At 67.6% G+C, this 19139-nt stretch carries 13 protein-coding genes; all 13 read left to right on the top strand.

The window, feature by feature from the left end:
- The first annotated feature begins 200 nt into the window (after window positions 1-200).
- The 13 genes from V6S66_RS12810 (at window position 201) to V6S66_RS12750 (ending at window position 19072) form a co-directional block, all read left to right on the top strand.
- Complete coding sequence (locus V6S66_RS12810) at window positions 201-1160, top strand: ABC transporter ATP-binding protein (RefSeq protein WP_334207120.1); 960 nt, start codon at window positions 201-203, stop codon at window positions 1158-1160.
- Window positions 1161-1213: 53 nt separating this feature from the next.
- A complete protein-coding gene (locus V6S66_RS12805) occupies window positions 1214-1933 on the top strand; it encodes an MlaE family ABC transporter permease (protein ID WP_334207263.1) in 720 nt (239 codons plus the stop codon).
- The gene (locus tag V6S66_RS12800) at window positions 1933-2778 is read left to right on the top strand and encodes an MlaE family ABC transporter permease (protein ID WP_334207119.1); all 846 of its coding nucleotides are present in this window, start codon (window positions 1933-1935) and stop codon (window positions 2776-2778) included. Before V6S66_RS12805 ends, V6S66_RS12800 begins: the two co-directional genes overlap by 1 nt.
- Before the next feature lie 5 nt (window positions 2779-2783).
- Window positions 2784-4166 (top strand): MCE family protein, encoded by a 1383-nt coding sequence (locus V6S66_RS12795; RefSeq protein WP_334207118.1) that lies wholly within the window; start codon window positions 2784-2786, stop codon window positions 4164-4166.
- Window positions 4163-5227, top strand: a complete 1065-nt coding sequence (locus V6S66_RS12790) for an MlaD family protein (protein ID WP_334207117.1) — start codon at window positions 4163-4165, stop codon at window positions 5225-5227. Before V6S66_RS12795 ends, V6S66_RS12790 begins: the two co-directional genes overlap by 4 nt.
- Before the next feature lie 2 nt (window positions 5228-5229).
- Complete coding sequence (locus V6S66_RS12785; protein WP_334207116.1) at window positions 5230-6207, top strand: MCE family protein; 978 nt, start codon at window positions 5230-5232, stop codon at window positions 6205-6207.
- Entirely contained in the window at window positions 6204-7439 is a 1236-nt protein-coding gene (locus tag V6S66_RS12780; RefSeq protein ID WP_334207115.1) for an MCE family protein, read from the top strand. The genes V6S66_RS12785 and V6S66_RS12780 overlap by 4 nt, the downstream gene beginning before the upstream one ends.
- Window positions 7436-8797, top strand: a complete 1362-nt coding sequence (locus V6S66_RS12775; protein WP_334207114.1) for an MCE family protein — start codon at window positions 7436-7438, stop codon at window positions 8795-8797. The genes V6S66_RS12780 and V6S66_RS12775 overlap by 4 nt, the downstream gene beginning before the upstream one ends.
- Window positions 8794-10005, top strand: a complete 1212-nt coding sequence (locus V6S66_RS12770) for an MlaD family protein (protein WP_334207113.1) — start codon at window positions 8794-8796, stop codon at window positions 10003-10005. The genes V6S66_RS12775 and V6S66_RS12770 overlap by 4 nt, the downstream gene beginning before the upstream one ends.
- Complete coding sequence (locus V6S66_RS12765; RefSeq protein ID WP_334207112.1) at window positions 10002-10604, top strand: hypothetical protein; 603 nt, start codon at window positions 10002-10004, stop codon at window positions 10602-10604. Before V6S66_RS12770 ends, V6S66_RS12765 begins: the two co-directional genes overlap by 4 nt.
- Window positions 10601-11407, top strand: a complete 807-nt coding sequence (locus V6S66_RS12760; RefSeq protein ID WP_334207111.1) for a hypothetical protein — start codon at window positions 10601-10603, stop codon at window positions 11405-11407. The genes V6S66_RS12765 and V6S66_RS12760 overlap by 4 nt, the downstream gene beginning before the upstream one ends.
- 277 nt (window positions 11408-11684) lie before the next feature.
- Window positions 11685-15170 (top strand): DNA-directed RNA polymerase subunit beta, encoded by a 3486-nt coding sequence (gene rpoB / locus V6S66_RS12755; RefSeq protein ID WP_334207110.1) that lies wholly within the window; start codon window positions 11685-11687, stop codon window positions 15168-15170.
- Window positions 15171-15256: 86 nt separating this feature from the next.
- Complete coding sequence (locus tag V6S66_RS12750) at window positions 15257-19072, top strand: DNA-directed RNA polymerase subunit beta' (protein WP_334207109.1); 3816 nt, start codon at window positions 15257-15259, stop codon at window positions 19070-19072.
- The last annotated feature ends 67 nt before the right edge of the window (window positions 19073-19139 follow it).

Raw genomic sequence — 19139 nt, 5'->3', positions numbered from 1 at the left:
TTTTTGAATCCAGAGTTGATTATGGGCCCAGTTGTGTCGTCGGTTACAGTCACCCAGCGATCGGTAACTCGCAGTGACCACCAGGTGTCGTAACTTCCCATCACGCGCCATCGTTGTCCCTGTGCGCCCGGTCACACTGCACTACGATGGCTTGGATCCGTCATCTCTCCGGGGGATGACGGTCGAACGAGGAGGACACCGTGGGTGTTGAGGTCAAGGTCGAGGGTCTGACGAAGAAGTTCGGGTCGCAGGTGATCTGGAACGATGTGTCGTTGACGCTCCCCGCGGGTGAGATCTCGGTGATGCTCGGCCCGTCGGGTACCGGCAAGTCGGTGTTCCTGAAGACGGTTATCGGTCTGCTGAAGCCCGACAAGGGTCATGTGTGGATCGAGGGCACCGACATCGCGAACTGCTCGGAGAAGGATCTCTACGAGATCCGCAAGCTGTTCGGTGTGCTGTTCCAGGACGGGGCGATGTTCGGCTCGATGGACCTCTACGACAACGTGGCCTTCCCGTTGCGTGAGCACACCAAGAAGTCCGAGTCGGAGATCCGTCAGGTCGTGATGGACAAGATGGAGCTGGTGGGTCTGACGGGTGCGGAGAACAAGCTCCCCGGTGAGATCTCCGGCGGTATGCGCAAGCGCGCCGGCCTGGCCCGCGCGCTGGTGCTGGATCCGGAGATCCTGTTGATCGACGAGCCGGACTCGGGGTTGGACCCGGTCCGCACGGCCTACATCAACCAGCTCTTCATCGACCTGAACGCGCAGATCGACGCGACGTTCCTGATCGTGACCCACGACATCAACACCGCCCGCACGGTCCCGGACAACATCGGCCTGCTCTACCACAAGCACCTGGCGATGTTCGGTCCCCGCGAGATGCTCCTGAGCTCGACCGAGCCGGTCGTGGCGCAGTTCCTCAACGCCCAGCGGGTCGGCCCGATCGGCATGTCCGAGGAGAAGGACGCCGATGAGCTCGCCTCGGAGTCCGGCATCGACATGCCGCCCCTGCCGCCGATCCCGGAGCAGCTGTCGCCCTCCGACGGCCGTCCCCGCCGGGGCCAGCGTGAGCCCGGCGGCTGGTGCCGCGACAACAACGTCACCCCGCCCCCCGGCTCCTTCGAGTCCGAAGCCCCGGTCCCGACAGGCGGCGGTGCGTGAGCCTCTCCGTCGTCACCGGCCCGGCGCGCGTCGCCGGCGGCCTGTTCGCGTTCATGATGGACGTGCTGGTGGCGTTGTTCCGCCGGCCGTTCCAGCTGCGGGAGTTCCTGCTCCAGTCCTGGTTCATCATCCGCGTCACGATCGTCCCCACGGCGCTCGTGGCCATCCCCTTCGGAGCGGTCATCGCGCTGCAGGTGGGTGGACTCATCAAGCAGTTCGGCGCGCAGTCGTTCACGGGATCGGCTGCGGTCCTCGCGGTCATCCGTGAGGCGGGCCCCATCGCCACGGCGCTCCTGATCGCGGGCGCGGCCGGATCGGCCATCGCGGCCGACTTCGGCTCGCGCAAGATCCGCGAGGAGCTCGACGCGATGATGGTGCTCGGCATCGACCCGATCCAGCGTCTGGTCGTGCCCCGAGTCCTCGCCTGCATGATGATCGCGGTCTTCCTCAACAGCCTGGTCAGTATCGTCGGCGTCGCGGGCGGCTACGTCTTCAACGTGATCCTGCAGGACGGCACACCAGGCGCCTACGTCTCGTCCTTCACGGCACTCGCGCAGCTACCCGACATCTACCAAGGCATGGCCAAGGCCCTCGTGTTCGGGTTCCTGGCCGCGATCGTCGCCTCCTACAAGGGCATGAACGCCAAGGGTGGGCCCAAGGGCGTGGGCGACGCGGTCAACGAGGCTGTCGTCATCACCTTCACGCTGCTCTTCGTGGTCAACTTCGTCATCTCCGCGCTGTACCTGCAGCTCGTCCCGCCGAAGGGAATGTGATGGCGAACAAGACTCTCGGCTCGCGCATCTCGGAAGTCGCCTCCAAGCCGTCCGGAGCGCTCGACAGCATGGGACGCCAGATGGCGTTCTACGTACGCGTCATCGCCAACGTGCCGCGCGCGATCAAGAACTACTCCAAGGAGATCTTCCGGCTGCTCGCCGAGGTCACCTTCGGATCCGGCTCGCTCGCCCTGGTGGGCGGCACGGTCGGCGTCATCACGGCCATGTGCTTCTTCACGGGCACCGAGGTCGGCATCCAGGGCTACGCGGCCCTCGACCAGCTCGGCACCTCGGCGCTGTCCGGATTCGTGTCGGCCTACTTCAACACCCGTGAGATCGCCCCGATCGTCGCGGGCATCGCGTTGGCCGCCACGGTGGGCTGCGGCTTCACGGCGCAGCTGGGCGCGATGCGGATCTCCGAGGAGGTCGACGCGCTCGAGGTCATGGCCGTGCCGTCGCTGCCCTACCTCGTCACGACCCGCGTGATCGCCGGCCTCATCGCCGTCGTGCCGCTCTACATGGTCGGCCTGCTGTCGTCGTACTTCGCGACACGACTCACGGTGACCCAGATCTACGGTCAGAGCACCGGCACGTATGACCACTACTTCAACACCTTCCTGCCACCCACCGATGTGTTGTGGTCGTTCGCGAAGGTGCTGATCTTTGCGGTCGTCGTGATCCTGATCCACTGCTACTACGGCTACTACGCCACCGGCGGACCCGCCGGCGTCGGCGTGGCCGTGGGCCTGGCAGTCCGAACCTCGATCGTCGCCGTGAACGTCGTCGACCTGCTGGCCTCGATGGCCATCTGGGGCACGACCGTCACCGTCAGATTGGCTGGGTGACCGCGATGGCTCGCACTGCCACCCTCGACCGTCCCTCGGTCAAGAAGGTCCTCGGCATCGGCTTCCTCGTGATGCTGCTGTTCTTCGTCTGGCTCACGTTCGCCTTCTTCAACAAGACGTTCGTCAGCACCGACGACGTCACGCTGAAGACCAGCAAGGCCGGTTCGCAGCTGCCGCAGGCCGCTGACGTCAAGCTGCGCGGCATGATCGTGGGCGAGGTCACCGACCAGAAGGTCACCGACGACGGCGTCGAGCTCACGCTCGGGCTGAACCCCGACCTGATCGACGAGATCCCCGCCGGGGTCACGGCGCAGATCCTGCCGAAGACCCTGTTCGGCGAGAAGTTCGTCGCGCTGATCCCGCCGGCCATCACCTCCACCGACTCGCTGAAGGCCGGCGACGTCATCGAGAAGGCCGACGTCCCGATCGAGCTCGAGGAGGTGCTCAACAACCTCTACGGACTCCTGGAGGCGGTCGAGCCGGCCGAGCTCTCGACCACGCTGACCGCGGTCTCGACGGCGCTCGAGGGGCGCGGCGAGCAGCTGGGCGACACGCTCGTGCAGCTCAACTCCTACCTGACCGAGATCAACCCCGAGATCCCACAGGCGGTCGACGACCTCGTCGCCCTCGGTGAGGTCTCCGACATCTACGCGGCCGCGCTGCCCGATCTCGCGCGGGTGCTCGAGAACTCCGTCGTGACCGGCGGCACGATCGTCGAGAAGGACGCGCAGCTCACGTCCTTCCTGGCCAGCACGACGACGTTGGCCAACACCCTGACGAACTTCTTCGCCACGAGCGGTCAGGACCTGGTCGACCTCAACGCGAACGGCCGTCGCGGGCTGTACCAGGCAGGTCGTTACTCAGTGACCTTCCCGTGCTTCCTGGCGGCACTCGATACGGTCGTGCCGCGACTCGACAGTCTGTTCCGCGGGGGCGCGCTCCATATCAACCTGGAGATCATCACGCCGGGCATCCCGGAGACCACTCGCGGCGGCATGCCGACGCCGTACACGCTCGACGAAAAGCCGGTCATCTCCTACGAGGAGGCCAACTCGGCCGAGAACGCGTCGCTCGTCGAGCCGACCTGTCTGCAGCTCGACCAGCTCGCCGAAGGGGTCGACCTCTTCCCGCAGGAGACCCCTTACCCGGGTCCGCCCCGCGCGGCCGAGCTCTACCAGCTCGTGGGTGTGAAGTCGCCGCACGGCAAGTTCTTCAGCGCTGACGGCACGCCCGCGGGCAGTGCCAATCGCACGGGCGTGGCGTCCGAGTGGACCATGCTCGACGCCCTCGTGACCGACAGCGTGGGCCTGGACCCGGCCCAGAGCTCCGACCTGGCGCCCCTGCTGTTGGGGCCCCTCTACGAAGGAGCCGAGGTGGCGGTCCGATGAGGCTCGATCGCGAGGCGTTCTCGGCCGCCATCAAGGTGGGCCTGTTCCTGGCCTTCACCGGTCTGGCCACCCTGCTGCTGATGTCGATCCTGGCCAATGGGCTGTTCCGCGACGGCCACGAGTACAAGGCCGTGTTCACCGATGTCACCGGCGTCGCCAAGGGCGACGATGTGCGCATCTCGGGCGTCGCGGTCGGCAAGATCGACAGTGTCGAGGTGCACGGGCGCGACAAGGCGATCGTGACCTTCAGCGTCGACGCCGATCGTCCGCTGACACAGAACACCATGGCCACGCTGAAGTTCCGCAACCTCGTGGGGCAGCGCTACCTGGCCCTCTCGCAGGACCCGAGCGGGAGCAGCGCGGTCATGAAGCCCGGCTCGACGATCCCGGACGAGCAGACCGTCGACGCCCTCGACCTCAACGTGCTGCTGAACGGTTTCAAGCCGGTGTTCGAGGCGCTCTCTCCCGATGACACGAACCAGTTCGCGTTCGAGATCATCCAGGTGCTCCAGGGCGAGGCCGGCAGCGTCCAGAGCCTCCTTGGCACCACGGCGTCGCTGACCTCGACCTTGGCCGACCGCGACCAACTCATCGGAGATGTCATCACCAACCTCTCGACGACCCTCGACATCGTGGCCGACCGCGACGTGCAGCTCGACCAGACGATCGTCACGTTGCAGCAGTTCGTGTCCGGTCTCAACGGGGACCGGGAGGCGATCCTTGGCTCGATCGACTCGATCTCGGCACTGGCCAACGAGACGGCGTCGTTCCTGGACGAGGGTGCACCGGCCCTGGCCGCCGACGTCACGGCCCTCAAGGAGCTCACGTCGACCCTGACGGCGGGCGACAACCTCGGTGAGATCGAGCGACAGCTGCAGATCACGCCGATCAAGATGAAGAAGCTCAGCAACGCGGCCTCGGCCGGAAGCCAGTTCAACTTCTTCGTGTGCGGCCTGAACCTGACCCTCGCCGATCCGATCACCGGCACGCAGTTCCCGCTGAACCTGCCCGACATCGGCGGCGACCGCTGCGGTCGCGACGCCATCCCGGGGGGTGAGTGACCATGAAGCCGTTCCACGAGCGCAACCACACGATCACCGGTCTCGTCGGATTCACGGTCATCGCGCTGATGCTGTTCGGAGCGTTCCGCGCCGACCGTCTGCCGATCATCGGCGGTGGCGACGTCTACACGGCTGAGTTCTCCGAGATCGGGGGCTTGCGCTCCGGCGACGAGGTGCGCGTCGCCGGCGTCACCGTCGGCAAGGTCGACTCCATCGAACTCGACGGCGACAAGGTCCTCGTCGGGTTCCGCATCACCGGGGGCGAGGGCTTCGGTCCGCAGACCAGCGCGGCGATCCGCATCCGCACCCTCCTCGGCGCCAGCTATCTCGCGCTGACACCTGCGGGCGAGGGCGACATGAAGGAGAACGCCACGATCCCGCTGTCGCGCACCCAGGCGCCGTACGACGTCGTCCAGGCCTTCTCCGACCTCGCCGAGACGACCGGTGCGATCGACACCGACCAGCTCGCCACCGCGCTCACCACGGTGAGCGAGGTCGCGGCCGGTTCCACCGTGGAGTTCGGCGAGGCCATCGTGGGCCTCTCCGACCTGTCGGCCAACCTCGCAGCCCGCAACCAGCAGATCAACGACCTGCTCGTGGGCCTCGACACCGTCTCCGGCACCCTGGCGTCCCGCAACGCCGAGATCGACACGCTCTTCACCGATGCCTCGACCCTCTTCGACGCGGTGGTCCAGCGACGCGACGCGATTCACACGCTGCTCGTCTCGACGCAGCAGATCTCAACCGAGCTCACCGCCCTGGTCGACTCCACGCGGGCCGACCTGAAGCCGGCGCTCGAGCAGCTGCAGAGCGTCACCGACACCCTCGTGAGCAACGAGGCGAGCCTCGACGAGCTCCTGCGTGTGTCACCCGCGTTCTTCGGCTTGTTCTCGGAGGCACTCGGCACGGGACCATGGTTCGATGTTCTCCTCGGGATCGGCACTCCGCTGTCCCTCCCGTCGACCGGAGGAGCACCGTGAGCCCCATCTCCTTCGCCCAGCGTCTTGCCGGAGCGAGCAAGGTCCTGGCGATCTTCGTCGTCGTGGCGCTCTTCGCCGCGGTCGTGCTGGTCTTCAACCGTGGCGGCGGCGATCGCACCATCACGGCCGACTTCACCCAGACCACGTCCCTGTACGAGGGCTCGGAGGTGCGGGTGCTGGGTGTTCCGGTCGGCAAGGTCACCGAGCTCGAGCCGAAGGGCGAGTTCATCCGCGCCACGATCGAGGTCGACTCCGACGTCGACCTGCCGAACGACGTCAAGGCCGTCATCGTGTCGCCCGCGATCGTCGGCGACCGCTTCGTGCAGCTGGCCCCCGCCTACAGCGGGGGAGAGAAGCTCGCGAACGCCGCGCACCTCGACACCGACCGCACGGCGGTCCCCGTCGAGCTTGACCAGGTCTACGAGTCGATCGACGACCTGACCGTGGCACTGGGCCCGGACGGGGCCAATGCCGACGGCGCCCTCAGCGACCTGGTCTCGAGCTCGGCCGACCAGCTCGAAGGCCAGGGTGCCCAGCTCAACGAGACGCTGAAGAACTTCGGCCAGTTCACGACTACGCTGAGCGACAACTCCGACGAGCTGTTCGCCGGTGTGCGCCAGGTCGAGGACTTCGTGTCGATGCTCGAGGAGAACGACGCCACGGTGCGGTCCTTCAACGACAACACCGCGGCCGTCGCCGAGGTGCTCGAGACCGAGCGCGAGGACCTCGCAGCGACGCTGTCGACCCTGACCACGGCGCTCACCAGCGTCGAGTCGCTCGTGAGCGACAACCGCTCCACCCTGCGCGCCAACGTGGTCAACCTCAAGTCGCTCGCCGAGGTGCTCGCCTCCCGTGAGACCGAGATCGGTGAGTTCTCGGTCGCAGCGCCGACCGTGCTGTCGAACGTCACGCTGGCGTACAACCCGGTCTACGGCACGCTCGACACGCACGCGAACCTCCCGGGCACCCTGCTCGGGCTGCTGACCGGTCCCGGCGGGCCTGCGCGGGCGATCTGCTCGGTGCTGCAACAGACACCCGACATGCCAGGAACCCTGTGCTCGACGCTGACCGGACTCCTCGGGCCCATCTTCGGTGGCCTGCCTGCCCTTCCCGTGGGTGGCGCCGGGAGCGAGCCCACCACGGACCCGGCGACCGCCGCACCGGACGCGTCGGCCACGCAGCTGCCGGAGCTCACCGACCTGGCCCAGTACCTGACGGGGGGCACCCAGTGAAGCGCCCGAACCTGCGACTTCTGACGGTCGGCGTCGTGGCGGCCGTCGTCACGTCCGGCTGCTCCTTCACGGCCACCGACCTCCCCCTCCCGGGAGGTGCCGACGTCGGCGACGACCCGTACCAGGTCACGATCGAGTTCCGCGACGTGCTCGACCTCGTGCCGCAGAGCGCGGTCCGGGTCGACGACATCGCCGTCGGTCGGGTCAAGTCCGTCGAGCTCGAGGGCTGGACCGCCGTCGTGGTCGTCGAGCTCAACGGGTCGGTCGACCTGCCCGACAACGCCGAGGCCACGATCCGCCAGAGCAGCCTGCTCGGCGAGAAGTTCGTCTCGCTGTCGCCGCCCGCCAGCGGGGCCACCGGTGAGCTCTCCGACGGTGACGAGATCCCGCTCGAGCAGTCCGGCCGCAACCCGGAGGTCGAGGAGGTGCTCGGTGCCGCGTCGCTGCTGTTCAACAACGGCGGTCTCGACAAGGTCAACACGATCGTCACCGAGCTGAACAAGGCCACGACCGGCAACGAGGCCGACATCAAGGCGCTGCTCGACAACACGACCGTGTTCCTCGGGCAGATCGACCAGAACAAGGACGCCCTCCTGACCTCGCTCGAGAAGGTCAACAACCTCGCGATCACGGCCAACGGTCAGCGGTCCGCGATCGAGTCGGCCCTCGACAACCTGCCTGCGGCCTTCACGGTGCTCGACCAGCAGCGCGACGACCTCGTCGCGCTCACGACCGCCCTGCAGAACCTCGGCGACACCGCCACCGGCGTCATCCAAGCCTCGCGCGAGGACACCGTCGCCAACCTGCAGGCGCTGCAGCCCCTGCTGTCGAACCTGGCCCTCGCCGGTGACGACCTCGTGAAGAACTTCAGCACGTTCGTGTCGTTCCCCTTCCCCAACAGTGCGGTCGGCGGCACCCTGGCGGCGGTCCAGCAGTACTGCCCGCGTCCGTCGGACAACGTCCCGCTGAAGGACACACCCTCGGGATGTGGTGGTGACTACCTGAACTTGAACATCAACATCGACCTCGACACCGAGTCGTTGGTCAACCTGTTCCGGTTCCTGGTTCCCGCCGGCGGAACCCCGCTGACGGGCGAGACGCAGTCGGAGACCGACCTCGGTGGCGGCACCGAGCAGCTGACCGGTCTGGTCCAGATGCTGAGTGGCGGCGCCCCGGCGCCGGCGAGCACGCCTGCGCCGGACGCCACGGCCGACCCGGGCGCTGCGCCCGCGCCGGACGCCACGACCCCGGCTCCGTCCTGCCTGCTGCCGGGCCTTCTCTGCCGCACGACCGTCACGGCCTCCACGGGGTCGTCGGACCTGTCGGCGCTGCTGCTCGACTGGGAGGCCACCGCATGATCACCCGCCTGACCAAGATCCAGCTCCTGATGTTCGTGCTCGTCACGGTGATCGGCGTCAGCTACGTCGGCGCGAAGTACGCCCAGATCGACCGCCTGGTGGTCGACCGGACCTTCCCGGTCACCGTCGAGCTCAGTGAGTCCGGCGGCATCTTCGCCGGGGCCGAGGTCACCTACCGCGGCATCGCGGTGGGCACGGTCGACAAGCTCACGTTCACGAGCAACGGCGTCAAGGCCACCCTCGACATCGAGAAGTCGGCGCCGCGGATCTCGGCCGACGCCCAGGCCGTCGTGGCCAACAAGTCGGCGATCGGCGAGCAGTACCTCGACCTGCGACCCCAGGGATCCGGCGCGCCGTACCTCAAGGCGGGCTCGAACATCAAGGTCGGCGACACCCAGGTGCCGATCGACACGCGCACGTTGCTGACGAACCTGAACTCCTTCGTCTCCTCGGTCCCCACCGACGACCTCGACACCGTGGTCACCGAGCTCGGCACCGCGTTCGACGGAGCCGGTCCGGCGCTGGGCGAGATCCTGGACTCCACCGCGAACCTGGTCCAGCAGGCGCAGGACAACATCGACGTCACGCGGAGCCTGATCAACTCGTCCAGCACCGTGCTGCAGACCCAGATCGACAAGGGCAGCCAGATCCAGTCCTTCGCGAGCGACCTGGCCCTGTTCACCGACACGCTGGTCACCTCCGACGGCGACCTGCGCGCCCTGATCGACGAGGGCTCGGGTGCCGCCCAGACCATCAACGCCGTCGTGAGCGAGAACTCGGCCGACCTGAGCTCGGTCCTGGCCAACCTCCAGGGCCCCGTGCGCATCCTCGACGAGAACGTCGTGGGGCTGCAGACCTTGTTCCTGCTCTACCCGTACCTGATCCAGGGCGCGTTCACGGTGGCGACGCCGACGCCGGACGGTCAGTTCAACGCCGCATTCGGCAACGTCCTCGGACTGCCGGCTCCGCTCCCGGGCGGGTTCACGCTCTGCGAGGGTCCGAACGTGGGCTACCGCGACGTCCGCCTGCCGGCCGACGTCTCCGACGTCGACGCGCTCGGCCAGGAGGTCTTCAACCCCGAGCTCGGGTGCAACGACCCGAACCTCGTCCCCCGCGGCGCCTCGCAGGCGGAGCTGTCCCGTACCGTGGTCCCCACCGCGGACGGGAAGGGCGAACTGGAGTGGCTGCTGCTCGGAACGAGCCGGTGACGTCCGCCCGGGCGACCGGGCGGTCGACCAAGGTCACGGTGGCGTACGTCGTGGGCCTCCTGGGTCTGGTCGCCGGCGTCGTCATGGCCTTCGTCCTGCCGGCCGTCGGCTCCGACGGGTGGTCCAAGGACGCCAAGTCGGCCGAGTCGGTCGCCACCGACTTCGTGACGTCGTTCAACACCTACACCGCCGACGACCTCGACGACTACCGGACGCGCGTGGGCGAGCTGGTGACCGACGAGTTCGAGGAGACCTTCCTCGACCAGCTCGCCGAGGCGGAGCCGGGCCTGATCTCCTCGGACGTCAGCTTCAGCAGCGTGGTCGTGACCTCCGCCGGGGTCACGACGATGGACGCCGACTCCGCCGCCGTGGTGGTCACCTTCACGTTCGTCGTCGACTCGGCGGCCACGGAGCCGGCCACCGTGGCGAGCCGCGTCATCGTCGACCTCGCGCGGTCGGGCTCCTCCTGGATCGCGAGCGACCTCGCCGAGATCCCCCAGGTCGAGGCCTCGGTCGGCGCGCCCACCGAGGGGGCACCGACGGATGGAGCACCCACCGACGGCGTGCCCACCGCGCCCGTACCGGAGGTCACGCCGTGAGCGGACCTCAGCCACCCCGCCGCCGCAGGATCGCGGGCGAGGACAAGCCCGGCGCCACCCCCGCGAAGCCCCAGGCTCGCAAGGCGGCGCCGGCACGCCCCGTCGTCCCCACGCCGAAGCCGGCGCCATCACGGCGTGAACGCGAGGACAAGAAGGCTGCCGATCGCGCGCCGGAGGCGGCCGTCGCCCCCACGGTGCGCCGCCCGGCCCGCCCCGCTCGTCCGTCGTCCACCACGCCGAAGGCGAAGGCCGCGGCCGCCCGCGACGCGGCGCCCGAGAAGGCGTCGGAGGAGTCTGGCCGGCGTCGCCCCACGCTGAGGGCTACGCTCCCGGTGCTCGTGCTGGTCCTCGGCCTGGTCGCCGCGGGCGCCGGGTACTGGCAGATGCAGCGTGAGGCCCCGCTCAGCCAGGGTGCCGCGCAGGACGCCGCCGACGCCGCGGCCACGGCCGTCGAGAAGGTGCTGAGCTTCGACTACCGCGACCTCGACGCCTACGAGGCCGGGGTCGACGGTCTCCTGACCGACGCCTACGTGAGCGACGAGCTCGAGCCCAGCGTCGCCGCTCTCCGCGAGCAGGCGCCCACGGCGCAGGTCCAGGTGCAGACCACGGTGCAGGCCTCGGCGGCCGAGACCTGCCAGGGCGAGTGCCCGGCCGACGAGGCCTCGGTGCTGGTCGTCATCGACAAGGTCACACTGACCTCCAACCTCGACGCGCCCACGATCACCCCGCAGCGCCTGCGCGTGGCCATGGTGGAGCAGGACGGGCGCTGGCTCGTCGACTCGATCTCCTACATCGGCGCCTGACGCTCGTTCGGCAGGACACGCCGCAAGCGGCCAAACAGCCCGGAATCTCGGCCGGTATTCGGCACGACCGAAGAGTGCGGCGCACAGAATGCTGTATGGAACCTGAGATGTCAAGCACCGGGCTTGCATCGGTGGGCCACCGCGAGTTACACTGAATCTTCGCGCTCGCCTTGCCATGCCCACTTCCGGGTACACAAGCCCTTGACGGGGTCGGTTTGGCGTGCGCCCAGAGCACTACTCAGAGCCATCCGCCTGCGAGCCTTCGGAAGGACTTCTCTTGGCCGCCTCGCGCACCGTCGCCCAGAAGACGTCAGCAAAGACTGTCACCTCGACCTCACGTCGACTTTCCTTCGCCAAGATCTCGGAGCCTCTCGAGGTTCCCGAGCTCCTGGCCCTCCAGACCGAGAGCTTCGCCTGGCTCATCGGTGACGACGCCTGGAAGGCCCGGGTCGAAGCCGACCTGGCCGCCGGTCGCACCGACGTGTCCGGCAAGAGCGGCCTCGAGGAGATCTTCGAGGAGATCAGTCCCATCGAGGACTTCTCCGAGACGATGAGCCTGTCGTTCCGGGATCACCGCTTCGAGCCCCCGAAGTACTCGGTCGAGGACTGCAAGGACCGCGACGTCACGTACGCCGCGCCGTTGTTCGTCACCGCCGAGTTCATGAACAACGAGACCGGCGAGATCAAGAGCCAGACCGTCTTCATGGGTGAGTTCCCGCTCATGACCGACAAGGGCACCTTCATCATCAACGGCACCGAGCGTGTCGTCGTCAGCCAGCTCGTCCGCTCGCCGGGCGTGTACTTCGAGCGCACCGCCGACAAGACGTCCGACAAGGACATCTACACGGCGCGTGTCATCCCGTCGCGCGGCGCGTGGCTGGAGTTCGAGATCGACAAGCGCGATCTCGTCGGCGTCCGTCTCGACCGCAAGCGCAAGCAGAGCGTCACGATCCTGCTCAAGGCCCTCGGCTGGTCCGAGGCGCGCATCCTCGAGGAGTTCGGCCAGTACGACTCCATCCGCACGACCCTCGAGAAGGACAACGCGCACACGCAGGACGAGGCGCTCCTCGACCTTTACCGCAAGCTGCGTCCGGGCGAGCCGCCCAGCCGCGAGGCCGCGCAGACGCTGATCGAGAACTACTACTTCAACCCGAAGCGGTACGACACCGCCAAGGTCGGTCGGTACAAGATCAACAAGAAGCTCGGCACGACCGAGGCCTTCGACCAGCAGACGCTGACGGTCGACGACATCGTCGCCACGATCAAGTACGTCGTCGCGCTGCACGCCGGCGAGGAGGAGCTCGAGGCTCCGGCCGGACCGACCCTGGTCGAGAAGGACGACATCGACCACTTCGGCAACCGCCGCATGCGCACGGTCGGCGAGCTGATCCAGAACCAGCTCCGCACGGGCCTGGCCCGCATGGAGCGTGTCGTGCGCGAGCGCATGACCACGCAGGACGTCGAGGCCATCACCCCGCAGACGCTCATCAACATCCGGCCCGTCGTGGCCGCGTTGAAGGAGTTCTTCGGCACGAGCCAGCTGTCGCAGTTCATGGACCAGAACAACCCGCTCGCGGGCCTGACGCACAAGCGGCGTCTGTCGGCCCTCGGACCGGGCGGTCTGTCGCGTGAGCGCGCCGGCTACGAGGTCCGCGACGTCCACCCGTCGCACTACGGCCGCATGTGCCCCATCGAGACTCCTGAGGGCCCGAACATCGGCCTGATCGGCTCGCTCGCGTCGTACGGACGGATCAACCCGTTCGGCTTCGTCGAGACCCCGTACCGCAAGGTCATCGACGGCAAGGTCAGCACGACCGTCGACTACCTCACGGCCACGGAGGAGGACCGGTTCATCATCGCCCAGGCGAACTCGCCGCTGGCCGATGACGGCTCGTTCGTCGACGCTGCGGTGCTGGTGCGTCAGCGCGGTGGCGAGGCCGAGCTCCGCCCGGCCGCCGAGGTCGACTACATGGACGTCTCGCCGCGCCAGATGGTGTCGGTCGCGACCGCCCTGATCCCGTTCCTCGAGCACGACGACGCCAACCGCGCCCTCATGGGCTCGAACATGCAGCGTCAGGCCGTCCCGTTGATCCGCAGCCACGCCCCGCTCGTCGGCACCGGCATGGAGTTCCGTGCCGCCGTCGACGCCGGTGACGTGACGGTCGCCAAGAAGGCGGGTGTCGTCAAGGAGGTCTCGGCCGACCTGATCGAGATCGCCGAGGACGAGGGCACCTACACGACCTACCGTCTGGCCAAGTTTCGTCGCTCGAACCAGGGCACCTGCACCAACCAGCGTCCGCTGGTCGCCGCAGGTCAGCGGGTCGAGAGCGGCACGCCGCTGGCCGACGGGCCGTGCACCGACGAGGGCGAGATGGCCCTCGGCACCAACCTGCTCGTGGCGTTCATGCCGTGGCAGGGGCACAACTACGAGGACGCGATCATCCTCTCCCAGCGCGTCGTGCAGGACGACCTCCTGACCTCGATCCACATCGAGGAGCACGAGGTCGACGCGCGCGACACCAAGCTGGGCCCGGAGGAGATCACGCGGGACATCCCGAACGTCTCCGAGGAGATGCTGAGCGATCTCGACGAGCGCGGCATCATCCGCATCGGCGCCGAGGTCGGCAACGGCGACATCCTGGTCGGCAAGGTCACGCCCAAGGGCGAGACCGAGCTGACCCCGGAGGAGCGCCTGCTCCGCGCGATCTTCGGCGAGAAGGCGCGCGAGGTGCGCGACACCTCGCTCAAGGTGCCCCACGGCGAGTCCGGAACCGTCATCGGCGTGCGTGTCTTCGACGCCTCCGAGGGTGACGAGCTCAGCCCGGGCGTCAACCAGCTCGTCCGCGTCTACGTCGCGCAGAAGCGCAAGATCAGCGACGGCGACAAGCTGGCCGGTCGCCACGGCAACAAGGGCGTCATCTCCAAGATCCTGCCGGTCGAGGACATGCCGTTCCTCGAGGACGGCACGCCCGTCGACATCGTGCTCAACCCGCTCGGTGTCCCCGGCCGCATGAACGTCGGTCAGGTGCTCGAGATGCACCTGGGCTGGATCGCCAAGACCGGCTGGAAGGTCGACGAGAAGACCGCCGAGTGGGCCAAGAGCCTGTCCAAGATCGGTCTGACCGAGGCCCCGCCGAACAGCCACGTCGCCACCCCGGTGTTCGACGGTGCGAGCGAGGACGAGGTCTCCGGTCTGCTGCACTCCACCACGCCCACGCGTGACGGTGTGCGTCTGGTCAACGGCCAGGGCAAGGCCCACCTCTTCGACGGTCGCAGCGGCGAGCCCTTCCCGGAGCCCATCAGCGTCGGCTACATGTACATGCTGAAGCTGCACCACCTGGTCGACGACAAGATCCACGCCCGCTCGACCGGCCCGTACTCGATGATCACCCAGCAGCCGCTCGGCGGTAAGGCCCAGTTCGGTGGCCAGCGCTTCGGTGAGATGGAGGTCTGGGCCCTGGAGGCCTACGGCGCGGCGTACGCGCTGCAGGAGCTCCTGACGATCAAGTCCGATGACATCGCCGGCCGCGTCAAGGTCTACGAGGCGATCGTCAAGGGCGAGAACGTCCCGGAGCCCGGCATCCCCGAGTCGTTCAAGGTGCTCGTCAAGGAGATGCAGTCGCTGTGCCTCAACGTCGAGGTGCTCTCGGCCGACGGCCAGCAGGTCGACATGCGTGACGCCGAGGACGAGCTGTTCCGCGCGGCGGACGAGCTCGGCATCGACCTCTCGCGTCGTGAGCCGTCCTCGGTCGACGACCTCTGAGAAGTGGGGGACCGGCCTCCGGGCCGGTCCCCGCACCCCTCGCTGATCAACTTTTGAATTTTCCGACTCCACGGAGAGAAGAACACGTGCTCGACGTTAACAACTTCGACCGGCTCAAGATCGGGCTCGCAACCGCTGACAACATCCGTCAGTGGTCGCACGGCGAGGTCAAGAAGCCCGAGACCATCAACTACCGCACGCTCAAGCCTGAGCGCGACGGTCTGTTCTGCGAGAAGATCTTCGGTCCCACCCGGGACTGGGAGTGCTACTGCGGCAAGTACAAGCGGGTCCGCTTCAAGGGCATCGTGTGCGAGCGCTGTGGCGTCGAGGTCACCCGGTCGAACGTCCGTCGTGAGCGCATGGGTCACATCGAGCTCGCCGCGCCGGTCACGCACATCTGGTACTTCAAGGGCGTCCCGAGCCGTCTGGGCTACCTGCTCGACCTCGCGCCGAAGGACCTCGAGAAGGTCATCTACTTCGCGGCCTACATGATCACCCGCGTCGACGAGGAGGCGCGTCACCGCGACCTCTCCTCGCTCGAGGCCAAGATCGGGCTCGAGCGCGAGCAGATCGAGACGCGTCGCGACACCGCGCTCGCCGACCGCGGCCGCAAGGCCGAGGAGGACCTGAAGGCCCTCGAGGACGAGGGCGCCAAGGCCGACGCCAAGCGCAAGGTCAAGGACGCCGCGGAGCGCGAGGAGAAGGCGATCCGCACGCGCTTCGACCGCGAGCTCGACCGCCTGAACGAGGTCTGGGACCGCTTCACCAAGCTCAAGGTCCAGGACCTCGAGGGCGACGAGATGCTGTACCGCGACATGACGTACCGCTTCGGTGCGTACTTCGAGGGCTTCATGGGTGCCGCCGCGATCCAGCGTCGCCTGCAGGACTTCGACCTCGACAACGAGGCCGAGGTGCTGAAGGAGATCATCGCCACGGGCAAGGGCCAGCGCAAGACCCGCGCCCTCAAGCGCCTCAAGGTCGTCGAGGCGTTCCGCGCCTCGGGCAACCACCCGTCCGGCATGGTCCTGGACGCCGTCCCGGTGATCCCGCCGGAGCTGCGGCCCATGGTCCAGCTCGACGGTGGCCGCTTCGCCACGTCGGACCTGAACGACCTGTACCGCCGCGTCATCAACCGCAACAACCGCCTCAAGCGACTGCTCGACCTCGGCGCGCCCGAGATCATCGTCAACAACGAGAAGCGGATGCTGCAGGAGGCCGTCGACTCGCTGTTCGACAACGGCCGTCGTGGTCGTCCGGTCACCGGGCCGGGCAACCGTCCGCTGAAGTCGATCTCCGACATGCTCAAGGGCAAGCAGGGTCGCTTCCGCCAGAACCTGCTCGGCAAGCGCGTCGACTACTCGGGCCGTTCGGTCATCGTCGTCGGCCCGCAGCTGAAGCTGCACCAGTGCGGTCTGCCCAAGCAGATGGCGCTGGAGCTCTTCAAGCCCTTCGTCATGAAGCGCCTGGTCGACCTCGCGCACGCACAGAACATCAAGAGCGCCAAGCGCATGGTCGAGCGTGCGCGCCCGGTCGTGTGGGACGTCCTCGAAGAGGTCATCGCCGAGCACCCCGTGCTGCTCAACCGCGCGCCCACCCTGCACCGTCTGGGCATCCAGGCGTTCGAGCCGCAGCTCATCGAGGGCAAGGCCATCCAGATCCACCCGCTCGTCTGCTCGGCCTTCAACGCCGACTTCGACGGTGACCAGATGGCCGTGCACCTGCCGCTGTCGGCCGAGGCCCAGGCCGAGGCCCGCATCCTGATGCTGTCGACCAACAACATCCTGAAGCCCTCCGACGGCCGGCCGGTCACGATGCCGACCCAGGACATGATCATCGGTCTGTACTTCCTGACCCTCGATCGTGACGGGCACCTCGGCGAGGGCCGCAGCTTCGGCTCGATGGCCGAGGCGGTCATGGCGTTCGACCGTCGTGAGATCACGCTGCAGAGCAAGGTCGCGATCCGGATCGACGGCGTCACCAAGCAGACGACCCTGGGTCGCGCGATCTTCAACGAGGCGCTTCCGGAGGACTTCGAGTTCGTCAACTACCAGGTCGGCAAGAAGGAGCTCGGCGTCATCGTCAACGCTCTGGCCGAGCGGTACAGCAAGGTCGACGTGGCCAATGCGCTCGACGCGCTGAAGGACACCGGCTTCCACTGGGCCACGCGCTCGGGCGTCACGATCTCGATGGACGACGTCGTCAGCCCGGACTCCAAGCCCGAGATCCTCGCGCGCTACGAGGACCTGGCGGCCAAGGTCCAGAAGCAGTTCGACCGCGGTCTGATCACCGAGGACGAGCGTCGTCAGGAGCTCATCGAGATCTGGACCCAGGCCACGGCCGAGGTCGCGGAGGCGATGAACGAGAACTTCCACGTCGACAACCCGATCTACATGATGGTCAACTCGGGTGCGCGCGGAAACATGATGCAGCTGCGGCAGATCGCCGCCATGCGTGGCCTCGTGGCCAACCCCAAGGGCGAGATCATCCCGCGTCCGATCAAGTCGAACTACCGCGAGGGCCTGTCGGTCGTCGAGTACTTCATCGCGACCCACGGTGCTCGCAAGGGCTTGGCCGACACGGCGCTGCGTACGGCCGACTCGGGCTACCTGACGCGCCGACTCGTCGACGTCAGCCAGGACGTCATCATCCGCGAGCCCGACTGCGGCACCGAGCGTGGTCTGCCCAAGAAGATCGCCGAGAAGCTCGAGGACGGCACCCTGGTGCCCCACGAGCACGTCGAGACCTCGATCTACGCCCGTGCTTCGGCCACCGACATCGTCGACCCGAAGAGCGGCGATGTCCTGATCGGCGCCGGTGAGGACATCGGCGACGACGACATCGATCGCCTGATCGCCGCTGGTCTCGAGGAGGTCCGGGTCCGCACGGTCCTGACCTGCGAGGCCGCCGCCGGTAGCTGCGCCAAGTGCTACGGCCGCTCGCTGGCCACCGGCAAGCTCGTCGACATCGGCGAGGCCGTCGGCACCATCGCGGCCCAGTCGATCGGTGAGCCCGGCACGCAGCTCACGATGCGTACCTTCCACACCGGTGGTGTGGCCGGTGACGACATCACGCACGGTCTGCCGCGCGTCGTCGAGCTGTTCGAGGCGCGTCAGCCCAAGGGCAAGGCGCCGATCACCGAGGTGGCCGGTCGCGTCCAGATCGACGACTCCGAGGCGATGCGCAAGCTCGTCGTCACGCCGGACGACGGCACGGAGCCGTTGGAGTACCCGGTCACGAAGCGTTCGCGTCTGCAGATCACCGATGGTCAGCACGTCGAGGTGGGCGACCAGCTCACCCACGGCACGCCCGACCCGCAGGAGGTCCTGCGCATCCTCGGTGTCCGCAAGGCGCAGGAGCACCTCGTGGACGAGGTCCAGGAGGTCTACCGCAGCCAGGGCGTGGCGATCCACGACAAGCACATCGAGATCATCGTGCGCCAGATGCTTCGTCGCGTGACGGTCATCGAGCAGAGCGACTCGAACCTGATCCCAGGCGACCTGGTCGACCGGGCCTCGTTCGAGGCCGAGAACCGCCGCGTCGTCGCCGAGGGTGGCACGCCGGCCTCGGGTCGTCCGGTGCTGATGGGCATCACGAAGGCCTCGCTGGCCGTCGAGTCGTGGCTGTCGGCCGCGTCGTTCCAGGAGACCACCCGCGTTCTCACCGACGCGGCGATCCACGGCAAGTCGGACTGGCTGCGTGGCCTCAAGGAGAACATCATCATCGGCAAGCTCATCCCGGCCGGCACCGGCCTGGAGCGGTACCGCAACATCGCGGTCGAGCCGACCGAGGAGGCCCGCCAGAACGCGTACGCGGTCTCGGGCTACGAGGGTTACGACTACAACTTCGGCCAGACCGAGGGTGTGCAGGTCGACTCGTACGACTACACCTCCTACGAGAGCTGATCGCTCGCTGATCGCCTGAGGGCCCCGGGACCGCCACACGGCGGACCCGGGGCCCTCGTGCGTGAAT

This window comes from Aeromicrobium sp. Sec7.5 (genome assembly GCF_036867135.1).
GTDB lineage: Bacteria > Actinomycetota > Actinomycetes > Propionibacteriales > Nocardioidaceae > Aeromicrobium.
This window is presented reverse-complemented; position numbering and strand designations above follow the sequence as displayed.

Bases quoted from the DNA above. Each gene is read 5' to 3' on its own strand.
- V6S66_RS12770 (WP_334207113.1), top strand. From the start codon at position 8,794: ATGATCACCCGCCTGACCAAGATCCAGCTCCTGATGTTCGTGCTCGTC.
- V6S66_RS12795 (WP_334207118.1), top strand. From the start codon at position 2,784: ATGGCTCGCACTGCCACCCTCGACCGTCCCTCGGTCAAGAAGGTCCTC.
- V6S66_RS12785 (WP_334207116.1), top strand. From the start codon at position 5,230: ATGAAGCCGTTCCACGAGCGCAACCACACGATCACCGGTCTCGTCGGA.
- V6S66_RS12805 (WP_334207263.1), top strand. From the start codon at position 1,214: ATGATGGACGTGCTGGTGGCGTTGTTCCGCCGGCCGTTCCAGCTGCGG.
- V6S66_RS12790 (WP_334207117.1), top strand. From the start codon at position 4,163: ATGAGGCTCGATCGCGAGGCGTTCTCGGCCGCCATCAAGGTGGGCCTG.
- V6S66_RS12800 (WP_334207119.1), top strand. From the start codon at position 1,933: ATGGCGAACAAGACTCTCGGCTCGCGCATCTCGGAAGTCGCCTCCAAG.